The sequence below is a fragment of the Paradesertivirga mongoliensis genome (assembly GCF_024436395.1).
Taxonomy (GTDB): Bacteria; Bacteroidota; Bacteroidia; order Sphingobacteriales; family Sphingobacteriaceae; genus Paradesertivirga; species Paradesertivirga mongoliensis.
The window spans coordinates 716,940-734,578 of sequence record NZ_JAFMZO010000003.1; the positions used below are offsets into that span (position 1 = coordinate 716,940).

17 protein-coding genes and 1 tRNA gene are annotated in these 17,639 nt (G+C 41.2%); 3 read left to right on the forward strand and 15 right to left on the reverse strand.

What is annotated here, in order from left to right:
• Positions 1-618: a 50S ribosomal protein L3 gene (rplC, locus tag J3P43_RS14480; RefSeq protein ID WP_255903633.1), complete on the reverse strand. Its 618-nt coding sequence runs from the start codon at positions 616-618 to the stop codon at positions 1-3.
• A 287-nt stretch (positions 619-905) separates the two neighbouring features.
• Here rplC and J3P43_RS14485 point away from each other — a divergent pair, with 287 nt between their 5' ends.
• Positions 906-1,469 (forward strand): hypothetical protein, encoded by a 564-nt coding sequence (locus tag J3P43_RS14485; protein WP_255903635.1) that lies wholly within the window; start codon positions 906-908, stop codon positions 1,467-1,469.
• A gap of 121 nt (positions 1,470-1,590) precedes the next feature.
• Here J3P43_RS14485 and J3P43_RS14490 read toward each other — a convergent pair whose 3' ends face one another.
• Both J3P43_RS14490 and J3P43_RS14495 read right to left on the reverse strand, forming a co-directional pair.
• Positions 1,591-2,847 (reverse strand): prephenate dehydrogenase, encoded by a 1,257-nt coding sequence (locus J3P43_RS14490; protein WP_255903637.1) that lies wholly within the window; start codon positions 2,845-2,847, stop codon positions 1,591-1,593.
• 36 nt (positions 2,848-2,883) lie between these two features.
• Positions 2,884-3,966, reverse strand: a complete 1,083-nt coding sequence (locus J3P43_RS14495) for an alkaline phosphatase family protein (protein ID WP_255903640.1) — start codon at positions 3,964-3,966, stop codon at positions 2,884-2,886.
• A gap of 103 nt (positions 3,967-4,069) precedes the next feature.
• Between J3P43_RS14495 and J3P43_RS14500 the strand changes: the two genes are divergently transcribed.
• The gene (locus J3P43_RS14500; RefSeq protein ID WP_255903642.1) at positions 4,070-4,810 is read left to right on the forward strand and encodes a hypothetical protein; all 741 of its coding nucleotides are present in this window, start codon (positions 4,070-4,072) and stop codon (positions 4,808-4,810) included.
• A 69-nt stretch (positions 4,811-4,879) separates the two neighbouring features.
• On the opposite strand, the gene rpsJ is transcribed toward J3P43_RS14500, so the two are convergent.
• From rpsJ to J3P43_RS14525, 5 genes are all read right to left on the reverse strand, one after another.
• Complete coding sequence (gene rpsJ / locus J3P43_RS14505; RefSeq protein WP_040627320.1) at positions 4,880-5,185, reverse strand: 30S ribosomal protein S10; 306 nt, start codon at positions 5,183-5,185, stop codon at positions 4,880-4,882.
• A gap of 109 nt (positions 5,186-5,294) precedes the next feature.
• The gene (gene fusA / locus J3P43_RS14510) at positions 5,295-7,409 is read right to left on the reverse strand and encodes an elongation factor G (RefSeq protein WP_255903645.1); all 2,115 of its coding nucleotides are present in this window, start codon (positions 7,407-7,409) and stop codon (positions 5,295-5,297) included.
• A 106-nt stretch (positions 7,410-7,515) separates the two neighbouring features.
• A complete protein-coding gene (rpsG, locus tag J3P43_RS14515) occupies positions 7,516-7,983 on the reverse strand; it encodes a 30S ribosomal protein S7 (protein WP_255903647.1) in 468 nt (155 codons plus the stop codon).
• An 18-nt stretch (positions 7,984-8,001) separates the two neighbouring features.
• Complete coding sequence (rpsL, locus tag J3P43_RS14520; RefSeq protein WP_079703557.1) at positions 8,002-8,415, reverse strand: 30S ribosomal protein S12; 414 nt, start codon at positions 8,413-8,415, stop codon at positions 8,002-8,004.
• A gap of 403 nt (positions 8,416-8,818) precedes the next feature.
• Positions 8,819-9,439 (reverse strand): Uma2 family endonuclease, encoded by a 621-nt coding sequence (locus tag J3P43_RS14525; RefSeq protein WP_255903652.1) that lies wholly within the window; start codon positions 9,437-9,439, stop codon positions 8,819-8,821.
• A gap of 119 nt (positions 9,440-9,558) precedes the next feature.
• Between J3P43_RS14525 and J3P43_RS14530 the strand changes: the two genes are divergently transcribed.
• Positions 9,559-12,003, forward strand: coding sequence for an HRDC domain-containing protein (locus tag J3P43_RS14530; RefSeq protein ID WP_255903654.1), 2,445 nt, complete (start codon positions 9,559-9,561; stop codon positions 12,001-12,003).
• Between the two features lie 3 nt (positions 12,004-12,006).
• Here J3P43_RS14530 and J3P43_RS14535 read toward each other — a convergent pair whose 3' ends face one another.
• The 7 genes from J3P43_RS14535 to J3P43_RS14565 all read right to left on the reverse strand — a co-directional run bounded on the left by J3P43_RS14535 (position 12,007) and on the right by J3P43_RS14565 (position 17,450).
• Positions 12,007-12,189, reverse strand: a complete 183-nt coding sequence (locus J3P43_RS14535; protein WP_255903656.1) for a hypothetical protein — start codon at positions 12,187-12,189, stop codon at positions 12,007-12,009.
• A 266-nt stretch (positions 12,190-12,455) separates the two neighbouring features.
• Positions 12,456-14,438 (reverse strand): M1 family metallopeptidase, encoded by a 1,983-nt coding sequence (locus J3P43_RS14540; RefSeq protein WP_255903658.1) that lies wholly within the window; start codon positions 14,436-14,438, stop codon positions 12,456-12,458.
• A 106-nt stretch (positions 14,439-14,544) separates the two neighbouring features.
• Positions 14,545-14,889, reverse strand: coding sequence for an ArsC family reductase (locus tag J3P43_RS14545; RefSeq protein ID WP_255903661.1), 345 nt, complete (start codon positions 14,887-14,889; stop codon positions 14,545-14,547).
• A gap of 97 nt (positions 14,890-14,986) precedes the next feature.
• The gene (gene pth / locus J3P43_RS14550) at positions 14,987-15,553 is read right to left on the reverse strand and encodes an aminoacyl-tRNA hydrolase (protein ID WP_255903663.1); all 567 of its coding nucleotides are present in this window, start codon (positions 15,551-15,553) and stop codon (positions 14,987-14,989) included.
• Between the two features lie 137 nt (positions 15,554-15,690).
• On the reverse strand, positions 15,691-16,272 hold the full coding sequence (locus J3P43_RS14555; protein WP_255903665.1) for a 50S ribosomal protein L25/general stress protein Ctc: 582 nt from the start codon (positions 16,270-16,272) through the stop codon (positions 15,691-15,693).
• Between the two features lie 78 nt (positions 16,273-16,350).
• Positions 16,351-17,298 carry a ribose-phosphate pyrophosphokinase gene (locus tag J3P43_RS14560; protein WP_255903667.1) on the reverse strand — a complete coding sequence of 316 codons (948 nt, stop codon included), beginning with the start codon at positions 17,296-17,298 and terminating at the stop codon, positions 16,351-16,353.
• Between the two features lie 81 nt (positions 17,299-17,379).
• Positions 17,380-17,450: transfer RNA gene (locus tag J3P43_RS14565), tRNA-Gln, on the reverse strand.
• Between the last annotated feature and the right edge of the window lie 189 nt (positions 17,451-17,639).

The following is a 17,639-nucleotide window of genomic DNA, read 5'->3' on the forward strand; positions in this document are numbered from 1 at the left end:
TTATTTATCAACGATTACGTAAGAACCTTTAGCTCCCGGGATTGAACCGCTAACTACTAATAAATTTTGTTCAGCATACACTTTCAAAACCTGAAGATTTTGAATTTTCACTCTGTCACCACCAGTACGACCCGCCATGCGCATTCCTTTGAATACACGTGAAGGCCATGAAGAAGCACCCAGTGAACCCGGAGCTCTTAACCTGTTGTGCTGACCGTGAGTCTGCATACCTACACCACCAAAACCGTGACGCTTTACAACACCTTGAAAACCTTTACCTTTTGAAGTTCCGACTACATCTACGAAGTCGCCTTCAGCAAAAATTTCTACAGTTACTGTGTCACCCAAACTTTTCTCATCTTCAAACGTTTTAAACTCCACAAGCTTACGCTTAGGAGTAGTGTTTGCTTTTGCGAAATGTCCTTTTAGTTGTGCAGATGTGTTTTTTTCTTTCTTTTCATCGAAAGCTAACTGAACTGCTTCATAACCATCTTTCTCAGAGGTACGAAGTTGCGTTACAACGCAAGGGCCAGCTTCAATAACCGTACAAGGGATGTTTCTCCCTTCGGCATCAAAAATGCTGGTCATTCCTACTTTTTTTCCAATAATTCCTGACATTTTCTTTTTTATCTTTTTATGCCCATCGAAGCAGTAGGGCTTCGCTCAAGGCATGGTACTCCCTTTAAGGGAGGGCAAAGATAGAAACAATTGATTAATAATCAAATAGTGAGTTAGTTATTTTTCCCAAGTTTTTTATGATTTACTTTTAAGTCTTATTATTTGCGTGTGGCGGATCAAAAAATCCTCTGCGAAAAGATCGTTAACTAACCGTTAGTGTTGGGCAACGCGGAATTAAAAACTTTTCCTTGTAAGAATTGTTGATTTTCAAACCAATAAAAAGAACTATGAAAACGAATGTATTAAGATTTATGGGAGCAGTGCTGGTCCCCGCCATGTTTGCATGCAGCAGCTCTAACAATGATAACGCCAATGCTGATTCTACAGCTACTGACAGTACCGGCATGTCAGTTTCCCAAGCGTCTTACGTAAATTTAAGTACGGGCGAACCGGTGACAATAACCCAGGACACGGAAAAAGGCTATTATGTATACAGCGACACAAGACAGCCAGTAGAGAAAGATCTATTTTTCGTGGATGTAACCTCCAATGATACTCTTTATGGTACCAAAGGTGTAGTGGTGAATAATGCCATTATTAAGACTCCAACTGGAAGCTGGTCGTTAAACGAATCGATGGTTGAACGTGATGGCGATGAGATCAAAATCAAAACAGCCGATGGTAAATTAAAAATGGAAGGCGACGAGATGAAATACAAGGAAGGTGAGGAGATAAAAACGAAAGTTGACGGAGAGGAAACCAAGAGTAAGACTTCTGATTCAAAAACTAAAACAGACGGAGCTGAGTCGAAATCCAAAACTACTGATACGAAAGTAAAAGTAGAGGATTAACTCCTTCTCTCAACACCCAAAAAAAATAGCAGTAAGCCCATTCTTACTGCTATTTTTTTTGAAGCTTATTCTCTCAACAAATACCTGCTGCAACGATTAACTAGCTTACTTATCACGCTAATTACTGACTCAATTTCTCTATAAGCCGGGTACTCTGCATTGCACCGTCCATTAATCTGTCCGCAAAAAACTCCTTAACCTGATTAAAATGAGAAATATACCCTTCCATGTCGCCGTATTCTATAATAGAAGCCCATTCTCTTACTGCAGAATGAAATTCCAGATCGTCTGCCCTAATACTTTTATCATACAAAGCTGTCCGAATCGTTTCTTCAAGCAGAGCTTCATTCTTAAAAAGATACTCTGCAATACCCAGTCTTAGTCTGAATGGCGGAGTCTGACATATTAAATTCTCGTACGGATTAACTTTTAACTGATACCATGAATCAACCATCGCCAATAGGCTGAGGTGTGAATTAGGCATGTGCATCTCCCCTTCTTCCGTCAGTTTGAAATCCTTCATCACCTCGCTATCAAGAGTTATGAAATCTCTCTCTCCATGAAATACAAATTTATTAGCTTCATCAATCCTCGAACGAAATTCAGCTTCCTGCTCGCATATCATCATCTTAAATAATTCTGACTCTGACTTAGCATATTGCCGTACCTGCTTCCTTGCAAAAGGATTCAAAATAGCTAGTCCGGCATATACATGAGCTTTGTAACTGAAAATTCGTAGTGTGGTTAATATTTTAACATTATCAATTCCTGTTGAATAAGCCCCATGATCCCAGGGATAAAAGCCTGAATTTTTCCAGGCGGTGCCCATGCTTTCAAACCCCATATGCGTTACAGCTTGTGTATCTGCCATAATCTGGTCATGCTGTGCAGATGTTTGAATTTCAATAATTTCCGAATCCAAGGCCTTATATATTTCCATCCCAGCTGTGTAGGCAGCTCTATCAACCCGATGCGGCACCACTATAAGCTTTTGTCCGGCTGTAGAAAAAGACGGGCCATGAAGCGAATGGCACGTAAATACATGCACATCCTTTGAAAGATATTTTTCGAAAGCCTCAATCTCGGGATGCTTGACGGAAGTTTGTCCCCCGACAATTGTTCCCGATCTGATTGACTGGGCTACGGAAGCCACAACCTTGTCTATCCCGGCTGTTTCAACCGAAAAAAGCAGAAAATCAGTCTTTTCGGCCACCAAGCAAGCATCTTTGAGAACAGTAACTGAAGTTCCCTCAAATGATGTTTTGAGTCGCTCATAGTTTTCGGGCAAATCACAACCAAAAACAGCGTAGCCCTTTTCAGCCCATTTACGAGCACATAACGCACCCATGTCCCCCAGCCCTATTATACCGATATTCATCCGGTAAATATAATAAAGAAGCATGCAAGGAAGCTATTATTTATAGGCATTTACGAATACAGATGAGTCCGTGCCTCCGCCTGGATAATTCAAATTGAGTAGTGAAGCAATTATATTAGTGAGCTGGTGAGTATAATAATAAGATTTATTTTTTACCTCACCGAGCGGCTCGGTATCCGGACCAATAATTGCAAACCATGTATGATTGGATCCAGCCCGGCCTGGCCCGTGGCTCCTCCACGATCTACGCCCGTTTCCCCGGCCATGATCGGTAGTGATGATCATTGTTGTTTTATCCCGGTAGCGGCTATCAGACTGGATCCACTCCCAGATGTCCTGAATGTAACGATCGGTATTTTGAGCCGCTTTCAAATATTCATCATAAGCGCCCGAATGGGCAAATTCATCGGTTTCACCGTAAGCAATAAGAACCAGACGAGGTGAATTTTTCTTCAAATATTCTTTAGCATAGTTGTGTGTAAACTCGTCAAACCGGGTTCCCTTCCAGGGACTGGGAGTGTTTCGTTGCAAGTGGTTTATATATCTTTCACGCGCAGTAAGTCGACTTTTAGCAGTATCGTTTCCCGCATTGATATGAATTCCAGACCGCTTCGTATTAATGATATAATGAAAAACATCCCACGATGCAAAAGCGGCCACTTTGCCTTTGAATTTACCATGCTGATTCGCAAACTCCAGAATTGTCTGATTCGGATTTGTTCTTTTCGCATTGTTCTTAATTCTCTTGTCGGGTTTCCCTGTAAGAAGTTCGTTGTAACCGGGATATGAAAAGCGATATCGGTTAGCAATATTTACCCTGTTTCCAAAATCCCGATTACCATAAACCTGGCCTTGTGTAGCAACTGCACTCCATAAAAACGGAAATAGCTTCCGGCGGCGTAATTCCACGTCAGCATTCCAGAATTCCCGTTGCAAGGCCGAAACATCTTCCACAAACCGCTTATTTCTAATTATTGAAGGGTCTGCCCCCCGATAAAGTTCTTGCCAGCGGAGGCCATCAACAGTGATTAACACCACGTTTTCTGTTTTCAACTGGCCAAAAGTCTGACTCAACAAAAACACTAAAACAAATACAGCACTCCATTTTTTAACCTGCATAGCCCGAAGCTTATATATTTACAACATCGGGAAATGATATCAGGTTTAATTTTTTGTGTTTAATAAAATCCTTATTTTCACCTTTACAATATCACACCAATTTATGAGACAGCTAACGTGTAAAAGCCTTTCCATCGTTTTAATTAATATTTTCCTATTAACCTTTAGTATCAGTGCACAAGATACCACGGGAACGAAGAATCAAACTACTAAAGCAGGGCAGCCTGCAAAGGTGGCTACCCCGGCACCGTCCAAGCCCGCTCGCACTCAACCTGTAACACCCGCAGCCCCGGTCGACAATTCCCTAAGCGGACAATATGAAGCACTTCTCAAGCATTCGTGGATGCAACAGGGTTATAAAGTGGTTAACCCGGCAAGGCTCACTACATTATGGAAAAGTGTGAACGACTCTCTGAATAGCAATAAGAAACAAATAGCTGAAACAAGACAAAGAATCAGCGAACTGGAGAAGCAGATTGCAGCCTCTAAAGACCAACCGGAAAAAACGGCTGCAGCTGAGAAGCCATCAGCTCCTGCCAGGCATGTTGAAGTATTGGGTATGGCCGTTGACATGCCAACTTATAATTGGGTAGTATGGGGGACAATACTTGTCCTGGCCCTTTGCCTGGCCGGCGTTCTTTTCAGCACCACAAAAAACTCGTTCGATTCGAAACAATATAAGCTTCAGTACGAAGAGGTCTCGGCCGAATACCAGAACTATAAAACAAAGGCTAAAGAGAAAGAGCTGAAGTTAGCGCGTGAGCTCCAGACCGAGCGAAACACGATAGAAGATCTCCTTGCCAAAAAAGATGAAGAAGCTTCTATTAAACGAGGAAAAAAATAAATATCTGAGCATACAAAAACGGCCTGTTCAGAAATCTGAGCAGGCCGTTTTATTTTAAATCTTCTATACTTAAACTTTGATTTCTACTTCAACACCGCTAGGTAATTCAAGTTTCATCAAGGCATCTACCGTTTTAGAGTTAGAGCTATAAATGTCTAACAATCTCTTGTAAGAACAAAGCTGAAACTGCTCACGTGCTTTTTTGTTCACGTGTGGTGAACGTAACACTGTGAAGATCTTCTTCTCTGTTGGAAGAGGAATCGGTCCGCTAACTACTGCGCCTGTAGGCTTTACCGTTTTAACGATTTTCTCAGCTGACTTGTCAACCAGGTTGTAATCGTAAGATTTTAATTTGATTCTGATTCTTTGGCTCATTTTATTTTTAAGTTAAACCTTGCTTAAGAGCTATTAATTAAACAAGGCGATTTATTTTATCAGGAGAAAGGTCGGAGCTTTCAGCTTTAACCTTTCTCCTTTTACCTTATTAGTTAGCTTCAGCTTTTTTACCTTTTGCCTTTGCGATTACTTCGTCCTGTACGTTCTTAGGCGCTGGCTCATAGTGATCAAACTCCATGGTTGAAGTTGCACGGCCTGAAGTGATAGTACGTAACTGAGTTACATAACCAAACATCTCAGAAAGCGGAACCAATGCTTTAATAACCTGAGAACCTGCACGAGTGTCCATACCTTGCAGCTGGCCACGGCGACGGTTCAAGTCACCCATTACATCACCCATGTTTTCTTCAGGAGTCAGAACTTCAATTTTCATAATTGGCTCCATCAATACCGGCTTAGCTTTGGGTAAAGCTTCGCGGAAAGCCGAACGCGCTGCAATCTCGAAAGATAGTGCATCTGAATCGACCGCGTGGAATGAACCATCAATTAGGCGAACTTTCATATCAGGAAGAGGGTAACCTGCTAACACACCATTACTCATGGCTGCAGCAAAACCTTTCTCTACCGAAGGAATAAACTCACGAGGAATAGAACCACCCACGATTTCATTCACAAACTGAAGACCACCTTTTTCAAAATCAGGGTCAATTGGCGAAATAACAACCTGGATATCAGCAAATTTACCACGACCACCAGTTTGCTTTTTGTAAGTCTCACGGTGTTGAACAGTACCTGTAATTGCCTCTTTGTAAGCAACCTGAGGAGCTCCCTGATTTACTTCAACCTTAAACTCACGACGTAAACGGTCAATCAAGATATCTAAGTGAAGCTCACCCATTCCAGAGATTACGGTCTGACCAGTTTCCTCATCAGTTTGTACACGGAAGGTTGGATCTTCTTCAGCAAGTTTACCTAAAGCCATACCCAATTTATCAACGTCTGCCTGAGTTTTAGGCTCGATCGCTAAACCGATAACCGGCTCAGGGAAGTTCATTGATTCAAGAACGATAGGGTTCTTTTCATCACAAAGAGTATCTCCTGTTTTGATATCCTTAAATCCAACTACCGCAGCAATATCACCAGCACCTACGTTAGGAATTGGGTTTTGCTTGTTAGCGTGCATTTGGAAGATACGTGAAATACGTTCTTTATTTTCTGAACGGGTATTGTATACGTAAGAACCTGCATCAAGATTACCAGAGTAAACACGGATAAAGCACAAACGGCCTACGAAAGGATCGGTTGCAATTTTAAATGCTAATGCTGCGAAAGGCTCTTTTTCAGAAGGCTTTAACGTAATTTCTGCACCAGTATCAGGGTTAGTACCCACAACACCTTCAGAATCAAGTGGCGAAGGCAATAGCTCCATCACATAATCCAACATAGTTTGAACACCTTTATTTTTGAAAGATGAACCACAAACCATAGGAACAATTTTAGCATCTAACACAGCTGCACGCAGCGCATCTAGAATCTCACGTTCTGTAATTGAATCCGGATCGTCGAAGAATTTCTCCATTAACGACTCATCGTAGTCAGCTACCGATTCCAACAATTTCTCTCTCCACTCAGCAACTTCCTCAAGCATATCCTCAGGAATAGGAACTTCAGTAAAGGTCATCCCTTTATCGTGCTCGTTCCAAACGATGCCGCGGTTATTAATTAAATCAACCACACCTTTGAAAGAATCTTCGGCACCAATTGGTAATTGCAAAGGAACTGCATTGCTTCCAAGCATATCCTTAACCTGCTTAACGACTCTTAAGAAGTCAGCACCAGAACGGTCCATTTTATTAACGAAACCGATACGGGCAACGTTGTAGTTGTTGGCTAGTCTCCAGTTAGTTTCAGATTGAGGCTCAACACCATCAACTGCAGAAAACAAGAATACTAATCCATCCAATACACGTAATGAACGATTCACCTCTACGGTAAAATCCACGTGTCCCGGTGTATCGATAATGTTAATATGGTAATTCTGATTTCTATACTTCCAGCTTACAGTGGTAGCAGCCGAAGTGATCGTGATACCACGCTCCTGCTCTTGCGCCATCCAGTCCATTGTTGCAGCACCTTCGTGCACCTCACCAATTTTGTGGCTAACTCCAGAATAGTAAAGAATACGCTCCGTTGTGGTGGTTTTACCCGCATCAATGTGAGCAGCGATTCCTATATTTCTTGTAAATTTTAAATCTCTTGCCATTATTTTTATGATTTAAGGATTACACTGATTTTAAAGGATTACACCGATTATTACTAATCGGTGTAAAATTATCTGTGCAATCTTATTAATCTGTGTAATCTCCTTATTAGAAGCGGAAGTGTGAAAACGCCTTGTTCGCCTCAGCCATTTTGTGAGTATCTTCTTTCTTTTTCACTGCGGCACCTTCGCCTTTAGAAGCAGAAATGATTTCTCCAGCTAATTTCTCCATCATGGTTTTTTCACCACGACGACGAGCGTAAAGGATCAACCATTTCATACCCAAAGCAATTTTACGCTCAGGACGAACTTCGGTTGGAACCTGGAAGTTAGCACCACCCACACGACGAGATTTAACCTCTACAGCAGGCATAACATTGTTCAAAGCTTTTTTCCATGCTTCCAATCCACTTTCGCTGGTTTTTTTCTCAACCAACTCAACTGCATCATAAAATATAGAATAAGCAATAGATTTTTTACCGTCGTACATCATGTTGTTTACGAAACGGGTTACCATCACGTCGTTAAACTTCGGATCAGGCAGAAGGATTCTCTTTTTAGGTTTTGACTTTCTCATTTCTATTATCCTCCTTAATTATTTCTTTTTACCTTTTGCAGGAGCTGCAGCAGCCTGACCTGGTTTAGGTTTCTTAGTACCATACTTTGAACGACGCTGATTTCTTCCGGCAACACCAGAAGTATCTAAAGCACCACGAATGATGTGATAACGTACACCCGGCAAATCTTTAACACGACCACCGCGAATCAATACGATTGAGTGCTCTTGTAAGTTGTGACCTTCTCCAGGGATGTAAGCGTTCACCTCTTTACCGTTTGTTAAACGTACACGGGCAACTTTACGCATTGCTGAGTTTGGTTTTTTAGGGGTAGTAGTATATACACGTGTACATACGCCTCTTCGCTGTGGACAGCTGTCCAACGCTGGGGATTTACTCTTATCCACCAGAGCTACTCTACCTTTCCTAACTAGTTGTTGAATAGTAGGCATTTAGTTTTTTTAGCGATTTCGTTATTATTCTTTTATCCCAAAATTGGGACTGCAAAAGTAGGAACTTAATTTTGATTATCAAGGGGTTGGGAGAAAATTAATTTGGGGTTTCCGCTATATAAACTTTTGGAAAGTTTTAGAACTTTCCAAAAGTTGGACATGCTGATAATTAGAAGCTTGTTAGAAAAGCAAAGAAGTGCTTCTATGAACCGGCAGTCCCCGCTTTCCGCTCATACGCCTTCAGGCATTAGGCGCAGGCAGGTATCGCTGCAATCGGGTTTAGGGATGGCGGGGAGGTGCTGCTATTCGGATTACAACTCCCGACCGGCGTTGGCATCTAATACAAAACGTTGGGGAAGTTTCGGAACTTTCCAAAAGTTGAAACCGAATCTCCACTCAACACCTAGTCTTCAAAAACGTCATCCAGATCCAAAGCAAAACCGGGCAAAACATCCGTGTACACTTTCTCGCTTAAAGTAAACAACTTAGACGGTTGGTATTTACCTCCATCATCAAGAGTATATTTCAGAAAAGTCTTCTCAGCCGGGCTCAAAACCCAATATTCTTTAACACCGAACTCTTCATAAACGTTATATTTATGGAGCAACTCGGTTTTGTTATTTCCCGGCGACAAAATCTCCACTACTATATCAGGAGCACCGATGCATCCCCTGTTATCGATTTTAGACGGATCGCAAATTACGCAGATATCAGGCTGTAAAACGGTATAAATATCTTCATCAGCCTTACTTTCTTTTGGAAAACGAACGTCAAAAGGGGCTGTATAAACTTTACAGGGCTTGCCTTTTAAAAAGTTGAACAGAAAAGAAGCAAGATGAACAGAAATTTGCTGATGATATGGCGCAGGTGCTGGACTCATTTTAAAGATCTGCCCTTTGATCAACTCAACCCGATCATCAAATAACCAGGTTAAATAATGAGCGTAGCTATAAGTTAAAGAGGGGTCAATCTCCTCAAAAGACAAAACCGGTTTTTCGGACGCGGAATATAATTTAGACGCCATCACAGATTAGTTTTAACAAATATACTCCGAACAACCCAAAATTTCTCGAGAAAATTGCTAAATATTTTAGTTTTAAAAATATTTTTTATCTTAGCGGCCTAAGCCTATCTAAACCACATATGACACAGAACCCTCAACTGGACTTAGCCTCTAACTTCGTCCATTATACCGACAAAAACATCTTCTTAACGGGTAAAGCTGGTACAGGAAAAACCACCTTCTTACATAATCTTAAAAAATCATCGTTAAAACGGATGGCTGTGGTTGCGCCTACCGGTGTGGCCGCTATAAATGCTGGAGGAGTAACTATACATTCTTTTTTTCAGCTTCCGTTCGGACCCTTCATTCCTGGCAATAAAGACATACAACTTAAACGCTTCCCAAAGGATAAAATTAACCTGATCAAAAGTCTGGATCTGCTTGTAATTGATGAAATAAGTATGGTCCGCGCGGATACACTAGACAATATTGACGACGTTTTACGACGATTTAAGGATCATTCGAAACCGTTTGGAGGTTTGCAATTATTAATGATCGGAGATTTGCATCAGCTTTCACCCGTAGTAAAAGATCAGGATTGGCAGATTTTAAGAGATTACTATTCCAATCTATTTTTCTTCAACAGCCGCGCACTCCAAAAAACTTCGCATGTCAGCATAGAATTAAAACATATTTACCGGCAATCCGATTCGTTTTTTATTGATTTATTAAATCGTGTAAGAGAAAACAGGATTGATCAAGAGGTACTGTCGCAATTAAACAGTCGATATATCAAAGATTTTAAACCTGCTGATGACGAAGGCTATATCACCCTTACTACTCATAACAATACAGCAGTGGAAATTAACGAACTGAAGCTGCTTGAAATCAAAGAGAAATCCCACACATTTAAAGCCACGTTGGAGGGAGATTTTCCAGAGTATACTTTTCCAACAGCCCTGGAATTGGAAATTAAACCTGGGGCTCAGGTAATGTTTGCTAAGAACGATCCGTCGAAAGACCGGCTCTTTTATAATGGAAAAATAGGTAAAGTAAGCAAAATTCAAGATGGAATAATATATGTTAAATGCCCCTCAGATTTAATAGAGATTGCCGTTGAACCGCTCGAATGGAGCAATATCAAATATGAATTGAATGCCGAAACCAAGGAGGTAACTGAAAAAGTGATCGGCCGGTTTATACAATATCCACTTAAACTTGCATGGGCCATTACTATCCATAAAAGCCAGGGGCTTACTTTTGAAAAAGCCATTATTGATGCGAATGCTGCTTTTGCGCATGGCCAGGTTTATGTAGCCCTGAGTCGCTGCAAAAGCTTTGAAGGATTGGTGTTAAAGTCTGAAATCGCGTTTAGCAGTATCCGAACCGATGGAACAGTAGCTACCTACACCAAAGAAGCCAGCAACAATGAACCCGATGACCGGCATCTTAGAAGTTCGAAATCAGACTTTCAGCGGGCACTATTGTTCGAGTTATTCGACTTCAGCAACATAAAAACAAAATTCTTTTACCTAAAAAAAACAGCCGAAGATCACAGCAATTCTGTTAGCGCCAAATTAATAGAGCGTCTGGCAGAAATTAAAAAGTCGGTAGAGGAAGGAATTTATGAGGTTTCGGATGCTTTTAAAAAACAATTGACCGGCCTGTTCAAACCAGAAGACCTTCCTGAAGAAGACAGTTCCCTGCAACAAAGGGTACAGAAAGCCTGTACTTATTTTATCGAAAAAATTGACCAGGAGCTTTGGGTACCGATGCAAACGCTAAATATCGAGTCGGATAATAAAGCGGTTCGCACCAGCCTAAAAGACGCATCGGAGGCCTTGTCGAAAGAAGTCTTTATAAAACAGGGCTTAATGAAAGTAGGCATCGCCGGCTTTAATACTCTATCTTATCTCCAAAACAAGACAAATATAGAACTCGACTATATTTCGCTTAGCGCAACCAAGCCTGTAAAAACAACCGAAGCTCCGGAAGAAATTCTCCATGCTGAACTGTTCACCCGCGTAAGAACCTGGCGAAATAATCTAGCCAGCGAACAAAACGTTCCTGTTTATATAGTTTTGCCTCAAAAGGCTCTTATAGAGGTTGTAAATAGAATGCCTTCCAGTCGTACCGAACTTGAAATGATCAAAGGCATCGGTAAAATGAAGGTACAAAGATACGGGGACGAAATCCTCTCGATGATTACCGAATATTGCAACAAAAAGGGCATTCAACGCTCGGCGATGCAGATCCCGCTGAAGGAAGAGAAAATAAAGGTTGACACCAAACAAATCTCGTTCGATTTATACAAAGAGGGAAAAAGCATTGCTGAAATCGCGGTCCTGAGAGGCTTCAGCCCGGTAACGATTGAAGGGCATCTCGCCCACTATGTCAGCAGCGGAAAAGTCTCTGTTTTTGATCTGGTATCAAAATTAAAAGTGGCAAAAATCACAGCCTATCTCTTTGAGAACCCCGGACAAAAAACGGGAGAGGTAAAAGTCGCTTTAGGTGATGAAATTTCTTATGGCGATATTAAAGCTGTAATGAATCATTTGACCTTTGTAAACGCAGAGCCGGTTTAACAATTAGTCAATCAAAACCCATTGTCTATTAACCAGCTTGAATCGCAGGTATCTGATTTGCGCATTGGCGACATCCAGATACGGTATAAAGCAAAAATCGTCGTTAGGTTTGGCGTAAAGTTTTATACTCGCTTTTGCTTGCTTTTGAAGTGTTATCTCGTCAATTCCTTTGGTTTTCAAAATCATCTCATCTCCCCTTTCCTACCTGTAAGTACGATAATTATTACGGTTTGGTCTCTCCAAGGTTATTTTTTTTCAAAATTTTGTAATCAGTTCTTATGATATCGAAGAATCGCAAGAGAACGATACACATCCACAAGCGTTTATTAAGGGATGTCTGATCGAGATGGAATAGCCGCTTAATTTTCTCTGCGATTTTCGGAACAGGTTAAGAGAACCGGCGGTAAGACAGCCGTCCATCATAATGAAATCAAGAGCCTGAATCTAAGAGACTAACGAATCAAGGGTGCTCGCCATACATCGTTATTGCTGTTATGATCAGGAAGAACATGGTCAGGATCTGAGGTCACCGATACAATTTCTTCTGTAGAGGGATATTGGAAAGTCCAGCTTGTATTACGCTGCCAAACTTCAACCGGCAAAGTAATCCGGGATTTGTTCCCGCTTTTGGTTCTAATTTCCAGAATCATAGGAAAAGGCATTTTCTCCAGATTTTCCACAGTGATCAGGGCACCGTTTGCCGCATTCCCTTTCACATACTCAACTCCGGCGACGGCCTGATCGAGGCGCCAATTATCTAAGAACCAGCCGCGCCAAAACCATGCTAAGTTTTCACCAGAAACATTTTCCATTGTTCTAAAAAAATCATCAGGCGACGGATGTTTATAAGCCCACCTTTCTATATAGGTTTTAAAAGCACGGTCGAATCTTTCTGGCCCAAGAATTTGTTCACGGAGCAATAAAAGTCCAATGGATGGCTTATAATATGCCAGAAGTCCTATGTTCGACTCCTTCATATTATCCGGGCTTGTCATTACAGGCTCAAGCTTTGGGTTTGTAATAATATCAGCCCATTGGTGCATATCGCGTGGCTTTACTTTATACTCGCCTTTATTAAACAATTCGGTAGTAATTGTATTTAAAAGCATATTAAAACCTTCGTCCATCCAGGCATGCACACGCTCGTTAGACCCAACGATCATCGGAAACCATGTATGGCCAAACTCATGATCAGTAACATTCCATAACGATGCGTTTTTATCCTTCCAATCGCAGAACACAATCCCCGGATATTCCATCCCGCTCACAATTCCTGCTACATTAATGGCAGTAGGATAAGGATAAGTTGTCCATTTGTTCGAGTTTAGCTCCACCGAAGCTTTGGTATATTCTGTCGATCTGCCCCAGGAGTTATTACTGTCACTTTCTACCGGATATGCAGAAATTGCAAGGGAATTTTTCCCTTCCGGCAAATTAATCTTAGCTGCATCTATCACAAACGCAGCCGACGAGGCCCAGGCGAAATCCCTTGAATTCTGAATTCTGAACTTCCAGATCAATTCATTCTTACCGGTTGGCCGGGATGCAGGGTTTCTCACTTCATTTGAGGAACGAATCGCAACCGTCTTGTCGCTTTTGGCCGCTTCCTCCCAAAGTCGTTGCTGCGCATTAGTGTAAACTTCTTTTGGGTTAAGCAGTTCGCCGGATGCTACTACAATATGGCTCGCGGGCGCGGTGATGTTTACATTAAAATCGCCGTATTCCAGATAAAATTCACTTGGCCCCACGTAGGGTATCACGTTCCAGCCAACAAGATCATCATAAACATACATTCTTGGATACCATTGTGCGACAGTGAATATTTTGCCATTCTTCGTATCCAATATCCCCATACGATCCGAACCGGAATTAGGAGAAATGAACGAAAAGTCAACTTTAAACTTCAGCTGTCCGCCTTTTGCCTTCAGCTGCGACGGCAGGAAAACCTGCATGCGGGTATCAGTAATAGTAAAGCGAAGATCAGTTTCGGTTGGCAACAGTAATCGCACAGACTTGATCTTAAAGCCAGCATCGAATTTTTGTCCTTTCGCACTGCTCCGGCTTCCGGCAATCGGGATGATTGAACTTCCCTTCGAACCTTGCTTATAAAGATTTTGCTCCAACTGCATCCATAAAAACTCAAGGTTATCCGGACTGTTATTGGTATAAGTTATTACTTCAGACCCCGAAATCTCATTCGTTTTATCATTAAGCCTGACATCGATCTGATAATCTGCCCGATTTTGCCAGTAGGGGGGTCCCGGCATACCACTGGCGGTCCGGTATTGATTGCCATTGTTGGTATAAAACAGCGGACCGAAGGCCTCTGTATATTGATACTTCCCCTTGCCTGGGGTGTTGCTTACTTCCTGAGCAAACGACTGCGTTATTAAGAAAATCAGTAATAAGGCAGTAATAGATCTCAATCTGAACATAATTGGTTAAAACGGTATAACAAAATAGTACTCTGGCCGAAAGCGGTCACGAAACTCACCTTTGCAGCTACGGATTTATCTTAAAGTCAGATTTAATGTAATTGTTTTAAGCTATGAAGCCGGCATATGCCGCTTCGTCAAAGCCGAGTATTATATTGTTCGCCCCCTCTATCACCGGACGTTTAATTATTGATGTTTTTTCCTGCATTAATTTAAATGCATCTGCCTTATTCTGTATTTGATTTTGAACTTCGGGACCGAGTTTTTTCCATGTAGTGCCACGCTTATTTAGCAAGGGCTCCCAGCCTGTTTGAGCCGACCATTCCTCCAGCTTCTCTTCAGACACTCCAAACTTTTTAAAATCATGGAACTCATAGGACACCTGATGATCATCCAACCATTTCAGCGCTTTCTTAACTGTATCGCAATTTTTAATTCCGTAAACTTTCATATTGATATTAATCAGGCAAAAATAGTGGATTTATTGAACTTAACCTGTCTCCGAAATGAACATTGAATTGTCCTGCCAATAGATACTCTTGCAATAATCAAGCTTTATTATTAAACCTTGTCATGGTAAGTTCAGCGCCAACGCTTACAAAACTTTCGATCATTTCTATCGACCGGTCGATTAAACCTGGCAAAGCCGGTTGTTCGTCATCATCAAAACTACTCAACACATAGTCAACCTGACGACCTTTAGGGTAACTATCTCCAATGCCAAAACGCAAACGTGCATAGTTAGAATGACCGAGGGTAGCTTCAATGCTTTTCAGTCCATTATGGCCAGCATTGCTGCCCTTAGGTTTAAGTTTAACCGAACCAAATGGAATGGCAATATCATCCACAATTACAATAACATTTTCAACTGGTATTTTCAACTCCTGCATCCAGTAATTCAGGGCCTTGCCACTCAGGTTCATATAAGTGGTGGGCTTGATTATATGAATACCTTTACCCCTAAAGCTAAATTCGGCATAATACGCTAAACGCATATTAGAAAAGCTTGAAGCGGCTTTTTTTGCTAAGGCATCGGCAACCATAAAGCCTATATTATGACGTGTATCGGCATATTCTGAACCGATGTTTCCTAAACCTACAATAAGAAATTTCATATTCAAAGGTAAGTGGTGAAAGGTGAAAGCAGAAAGGTTAAAGACGGAAGGTTAGAGGTTAAAGCAGAGCTAAAACAAAAAAGCTCCCTTTTCGGGGAGCTTTTTCTACTTTTCTCTCTTCGAGAGAATAAACGAATTTATTTTCCTTTAGCTGCTTCCTGCTCTGCTTGTCTTAAAGCACGTGAAGTAGTCACAGATACGATGGTATCCTCAGGAGTATTAGTAATTTCAAATTTCTCGAATTTCAAATCACGTACACGTACAGATTTACCAACTTCTAAAGGCTCAATGCTTACTTCAACATATTGAGGCATATCTTTAGTTAAAGCTTTAACACGTAACTTACGTAGTTTTTGTACAAGCTTACCACCCATTTTAACACCTGGAGAAGTTCCGGTTAACTTAACCGGTATTTGCATTACCAAAGGTTTGTTTTGATCTAACTGGAAAAAGTCGACGTGTAAGACTTCTTCAGTCAAAGGATGAAATTGTGCGTCTTGAAGAATTGCCTGTACTTTTTGTCCGGCAACATCAAGATCAACAAACATCACATCTGCAGAATAGATTAGATCTTTCAAAGATGTTTTTTCAACTGCGAAATGCAATTGTTCTTTTCCGCCATACAAAACTGCCGGTACTTTTCCCTGGTAACGCAGCTCTTTAGCATCGCGTTTCCCTACGTTCTCTCTCGGAGAACCGCTAATAGCGATAGAGTTCATGATAATTAAATTAAAAAGTGAAAATTAAAATATGCTTTGGCACATTCAGTCGTCTTGACTTCTGAATTACCTTTTTACTTATTCTTCTACTCTAAACAGATCTGAAATAGATCCGTGCTCATTCACATTGGTTATCGCCTTTGCAAACAAGTCGGCCGTTGAAAGCACCCTGATTTTTGCAGACTCCTGTTTCAATGGAATTGTATTTGTTACGATCAATTCTGCCAACTGAGAATTCTCTATCGTTTCGTAAGCCTTACCCGATAAAACCGGATGCGTACAAACCGCTCTCACACTATTAGCTCCATTCTCCATAATGAGTCCGGCAGCTTTAGAAAGTGTACCAGCAGTATCGCAGATGTCGTCAATTAATACAACATCCCGGCCAGCAACATCACCAATGATAGACATCGATTCTATTTCGTTGGCGCGCTTCCGCCGCTTATCACATATCACCACTTCAGCATTAAAGTATTTTGCAAAAGTACGTGCCCGGTAAGAGCCGCCCATGTCCGGAGATGCGATAGTCAAATTAGGCAAGTTCAAGCTCCTTATATACGGAACAAAAATCACCGATGCATCCAGGTGGTCAACAGGAATATCAAAAAATCCTTGTATTTGCGCTGCATGCAAATCCATTGTCATAATCCGGTGCGCACCCGATGCCACTATAAGATTGGCAAATAATTTAGCACCTATAGCAACACGCGGTTTGTCTTTTCTGTCTTGCCTTGCCATTCCAAAATATGGAATCACTACCGTGATATAATGGGCTGATGCACGTTTAGCTGCATCCGTTAGCAACAGCAGTTCGATCAGGTTATCATAAGGCTGACAAGTGGATTGAATTAAAAAAACGTCACAACCACGAACAGTTTCATCAAAAGACGGTTGAATTTCGCCATCACTGAACCTAGCCACCGTAAGGTCGCCTAACTCTCTACCATAAGCCTTAGCTATTTTATCGGCAAGTTCGGTTGTACCAGAACCTGCAAATAATTTAACCGGATTAAACTGTAATGGCATAATTAATTTCGGATTTTGAGGATTTTAACTTCAGAATATAATAAGAGCATTTATTGCTATCCGAAATTCGGAATTTTAATGTTGCCCGACCTGGATTCGAACCAAGACAAACGGTACCAAAAACCGTCGTACTACCTTTATACTATCGGGCAATCTCCCTAACAAAAGTATCCTTTTGAACGGGTGTGCAAATATAGAGCGATAAAATTAGAAGTGCAAAAGTATTTTGAATTTTAATTTTATCAGTCATTAACGGAAATCTTAAAAAATGTTAAACGCCAACATTCAGGTTGCTATTTAAATACTTATCACTATTTTCGGCTTCAATTATTCGTTTGACG

Bases quoted from the DNA above. Each gene is read 5' to 3' on its own strand.
- J3P43_RS14530 (WP_255903654.1), top strand. From the start codon at position 9,559: ATGACACAGAACCCTCAACTGGACTTAGCCTCTAACTTCGTCCATTAT.
- J3P43_RS14560 (WP_255903667.1), bottom strand. From the start codon at position 17,298: ATGCCATTACAGTTTAATCCGGTTAAATTATTTGCAGGTTCTGGTACA.
- J3P43_RS14555 (WP_255903665.1), bottom strand. From the start codon at position 16,272: ATGAACTCTATCGCTATTAGCGGTTCTCCGAGAGAGAACGTAGGGAAA.
- J3P43_RS14490 (WP_255903637.1), bottom strand. From the start codon at position 2,847: ATGAATATCGGTATAATAGGGCTGGGGGACATGGGTGCGTTATGTGCT.
- J3P43_RS14485 (WP_255903635.1), top strand. From the start codon at position 906: ATGAAAACGAATGTATTAAGATTTATGGGAGCAGTGCTGGTCCCCGCC.
- pth (WP_255903663.1), bottom strand. From the start codon at position 15,553: ATGAAATTTCTTATTGTAGGTTTAGGAAACATCGGTTCAGAATATGCC.
- J3P43_RS14545 (WP_255903661.1), bottom strand. From the start codon at position 14,889: ATGAAAGTTTACGGAATTAAAAATTGCGATACAGTTAAGAAAGCGCTG.
- J3P43_RS14500 (WP_255903642.1), top strand. From the start codon at position 4,070: ATGAGACAGCTAACGTGTAAAAGCCTTTCCATCGTTTTAATTAATATT.
- fusA (WP_255903645.1), bottom strand. From the start codon at position 7,409: ATGGCAAGAGATTTAAAATTTACAAGAAATATAGGAATCGCTGCTCAC.
- rpsJ (WP_040627320.1), bottom strand. From the start codon at position 5,185: ATGAGCCAAAGAATCAGAATCAAATTAAAATCTTACGATTACAACCTG.
- rplC (WP_255903633.1), bottom strand. From the start codon at position 618: ATGTCAGGAATTATTGGAAAAAAAGTAGGAATGACCAGCATTTTTGAT.
- J3P43_RS14495 (WP_255903640.1), bottom strand. From the start codon at position 3,966: ATGCAGGTTAAAAAATGGAGTGCTGTATTTGTTTTAGTGTTTTTGTTG.
- rpsL (WP_079703557.1), bottom strand. From the start codon at position 8,415: ATGCCTACTATTCAACAACTAGTTAGGAAAGGTAGAGTAGCTCTGGTG.
- J3P43_RS14525 (WP_255903652.1), bottom strand. From the start codon at position 9,439: ATGGCGTCTAAATTATATTCCGCGTCCGAAAAACCGGTTTTGTCTTTT.
- J3P43_RS14540 (WP_255903658.1), bottom strand. From the start codon at position 14,438: ATGTTCAGATTGAGATCTATTACTGCCTTATTACTGATTTTCTTAATA.
- rpsG (WP_255903647.1), bottom strand. From the start codon at position 7,983: ATGAGAAAGTCAAAACCTAAAAAGAGAATCCTTCTGCCTGATCCGAAG.
- J3P43_RS14535 (WP_255903656.1), bottom strand. From the start codon at position 12,189: ATGATTTTGAAAACCAAAGGAATTGACGAGATAACACTTCAAAAGCAA.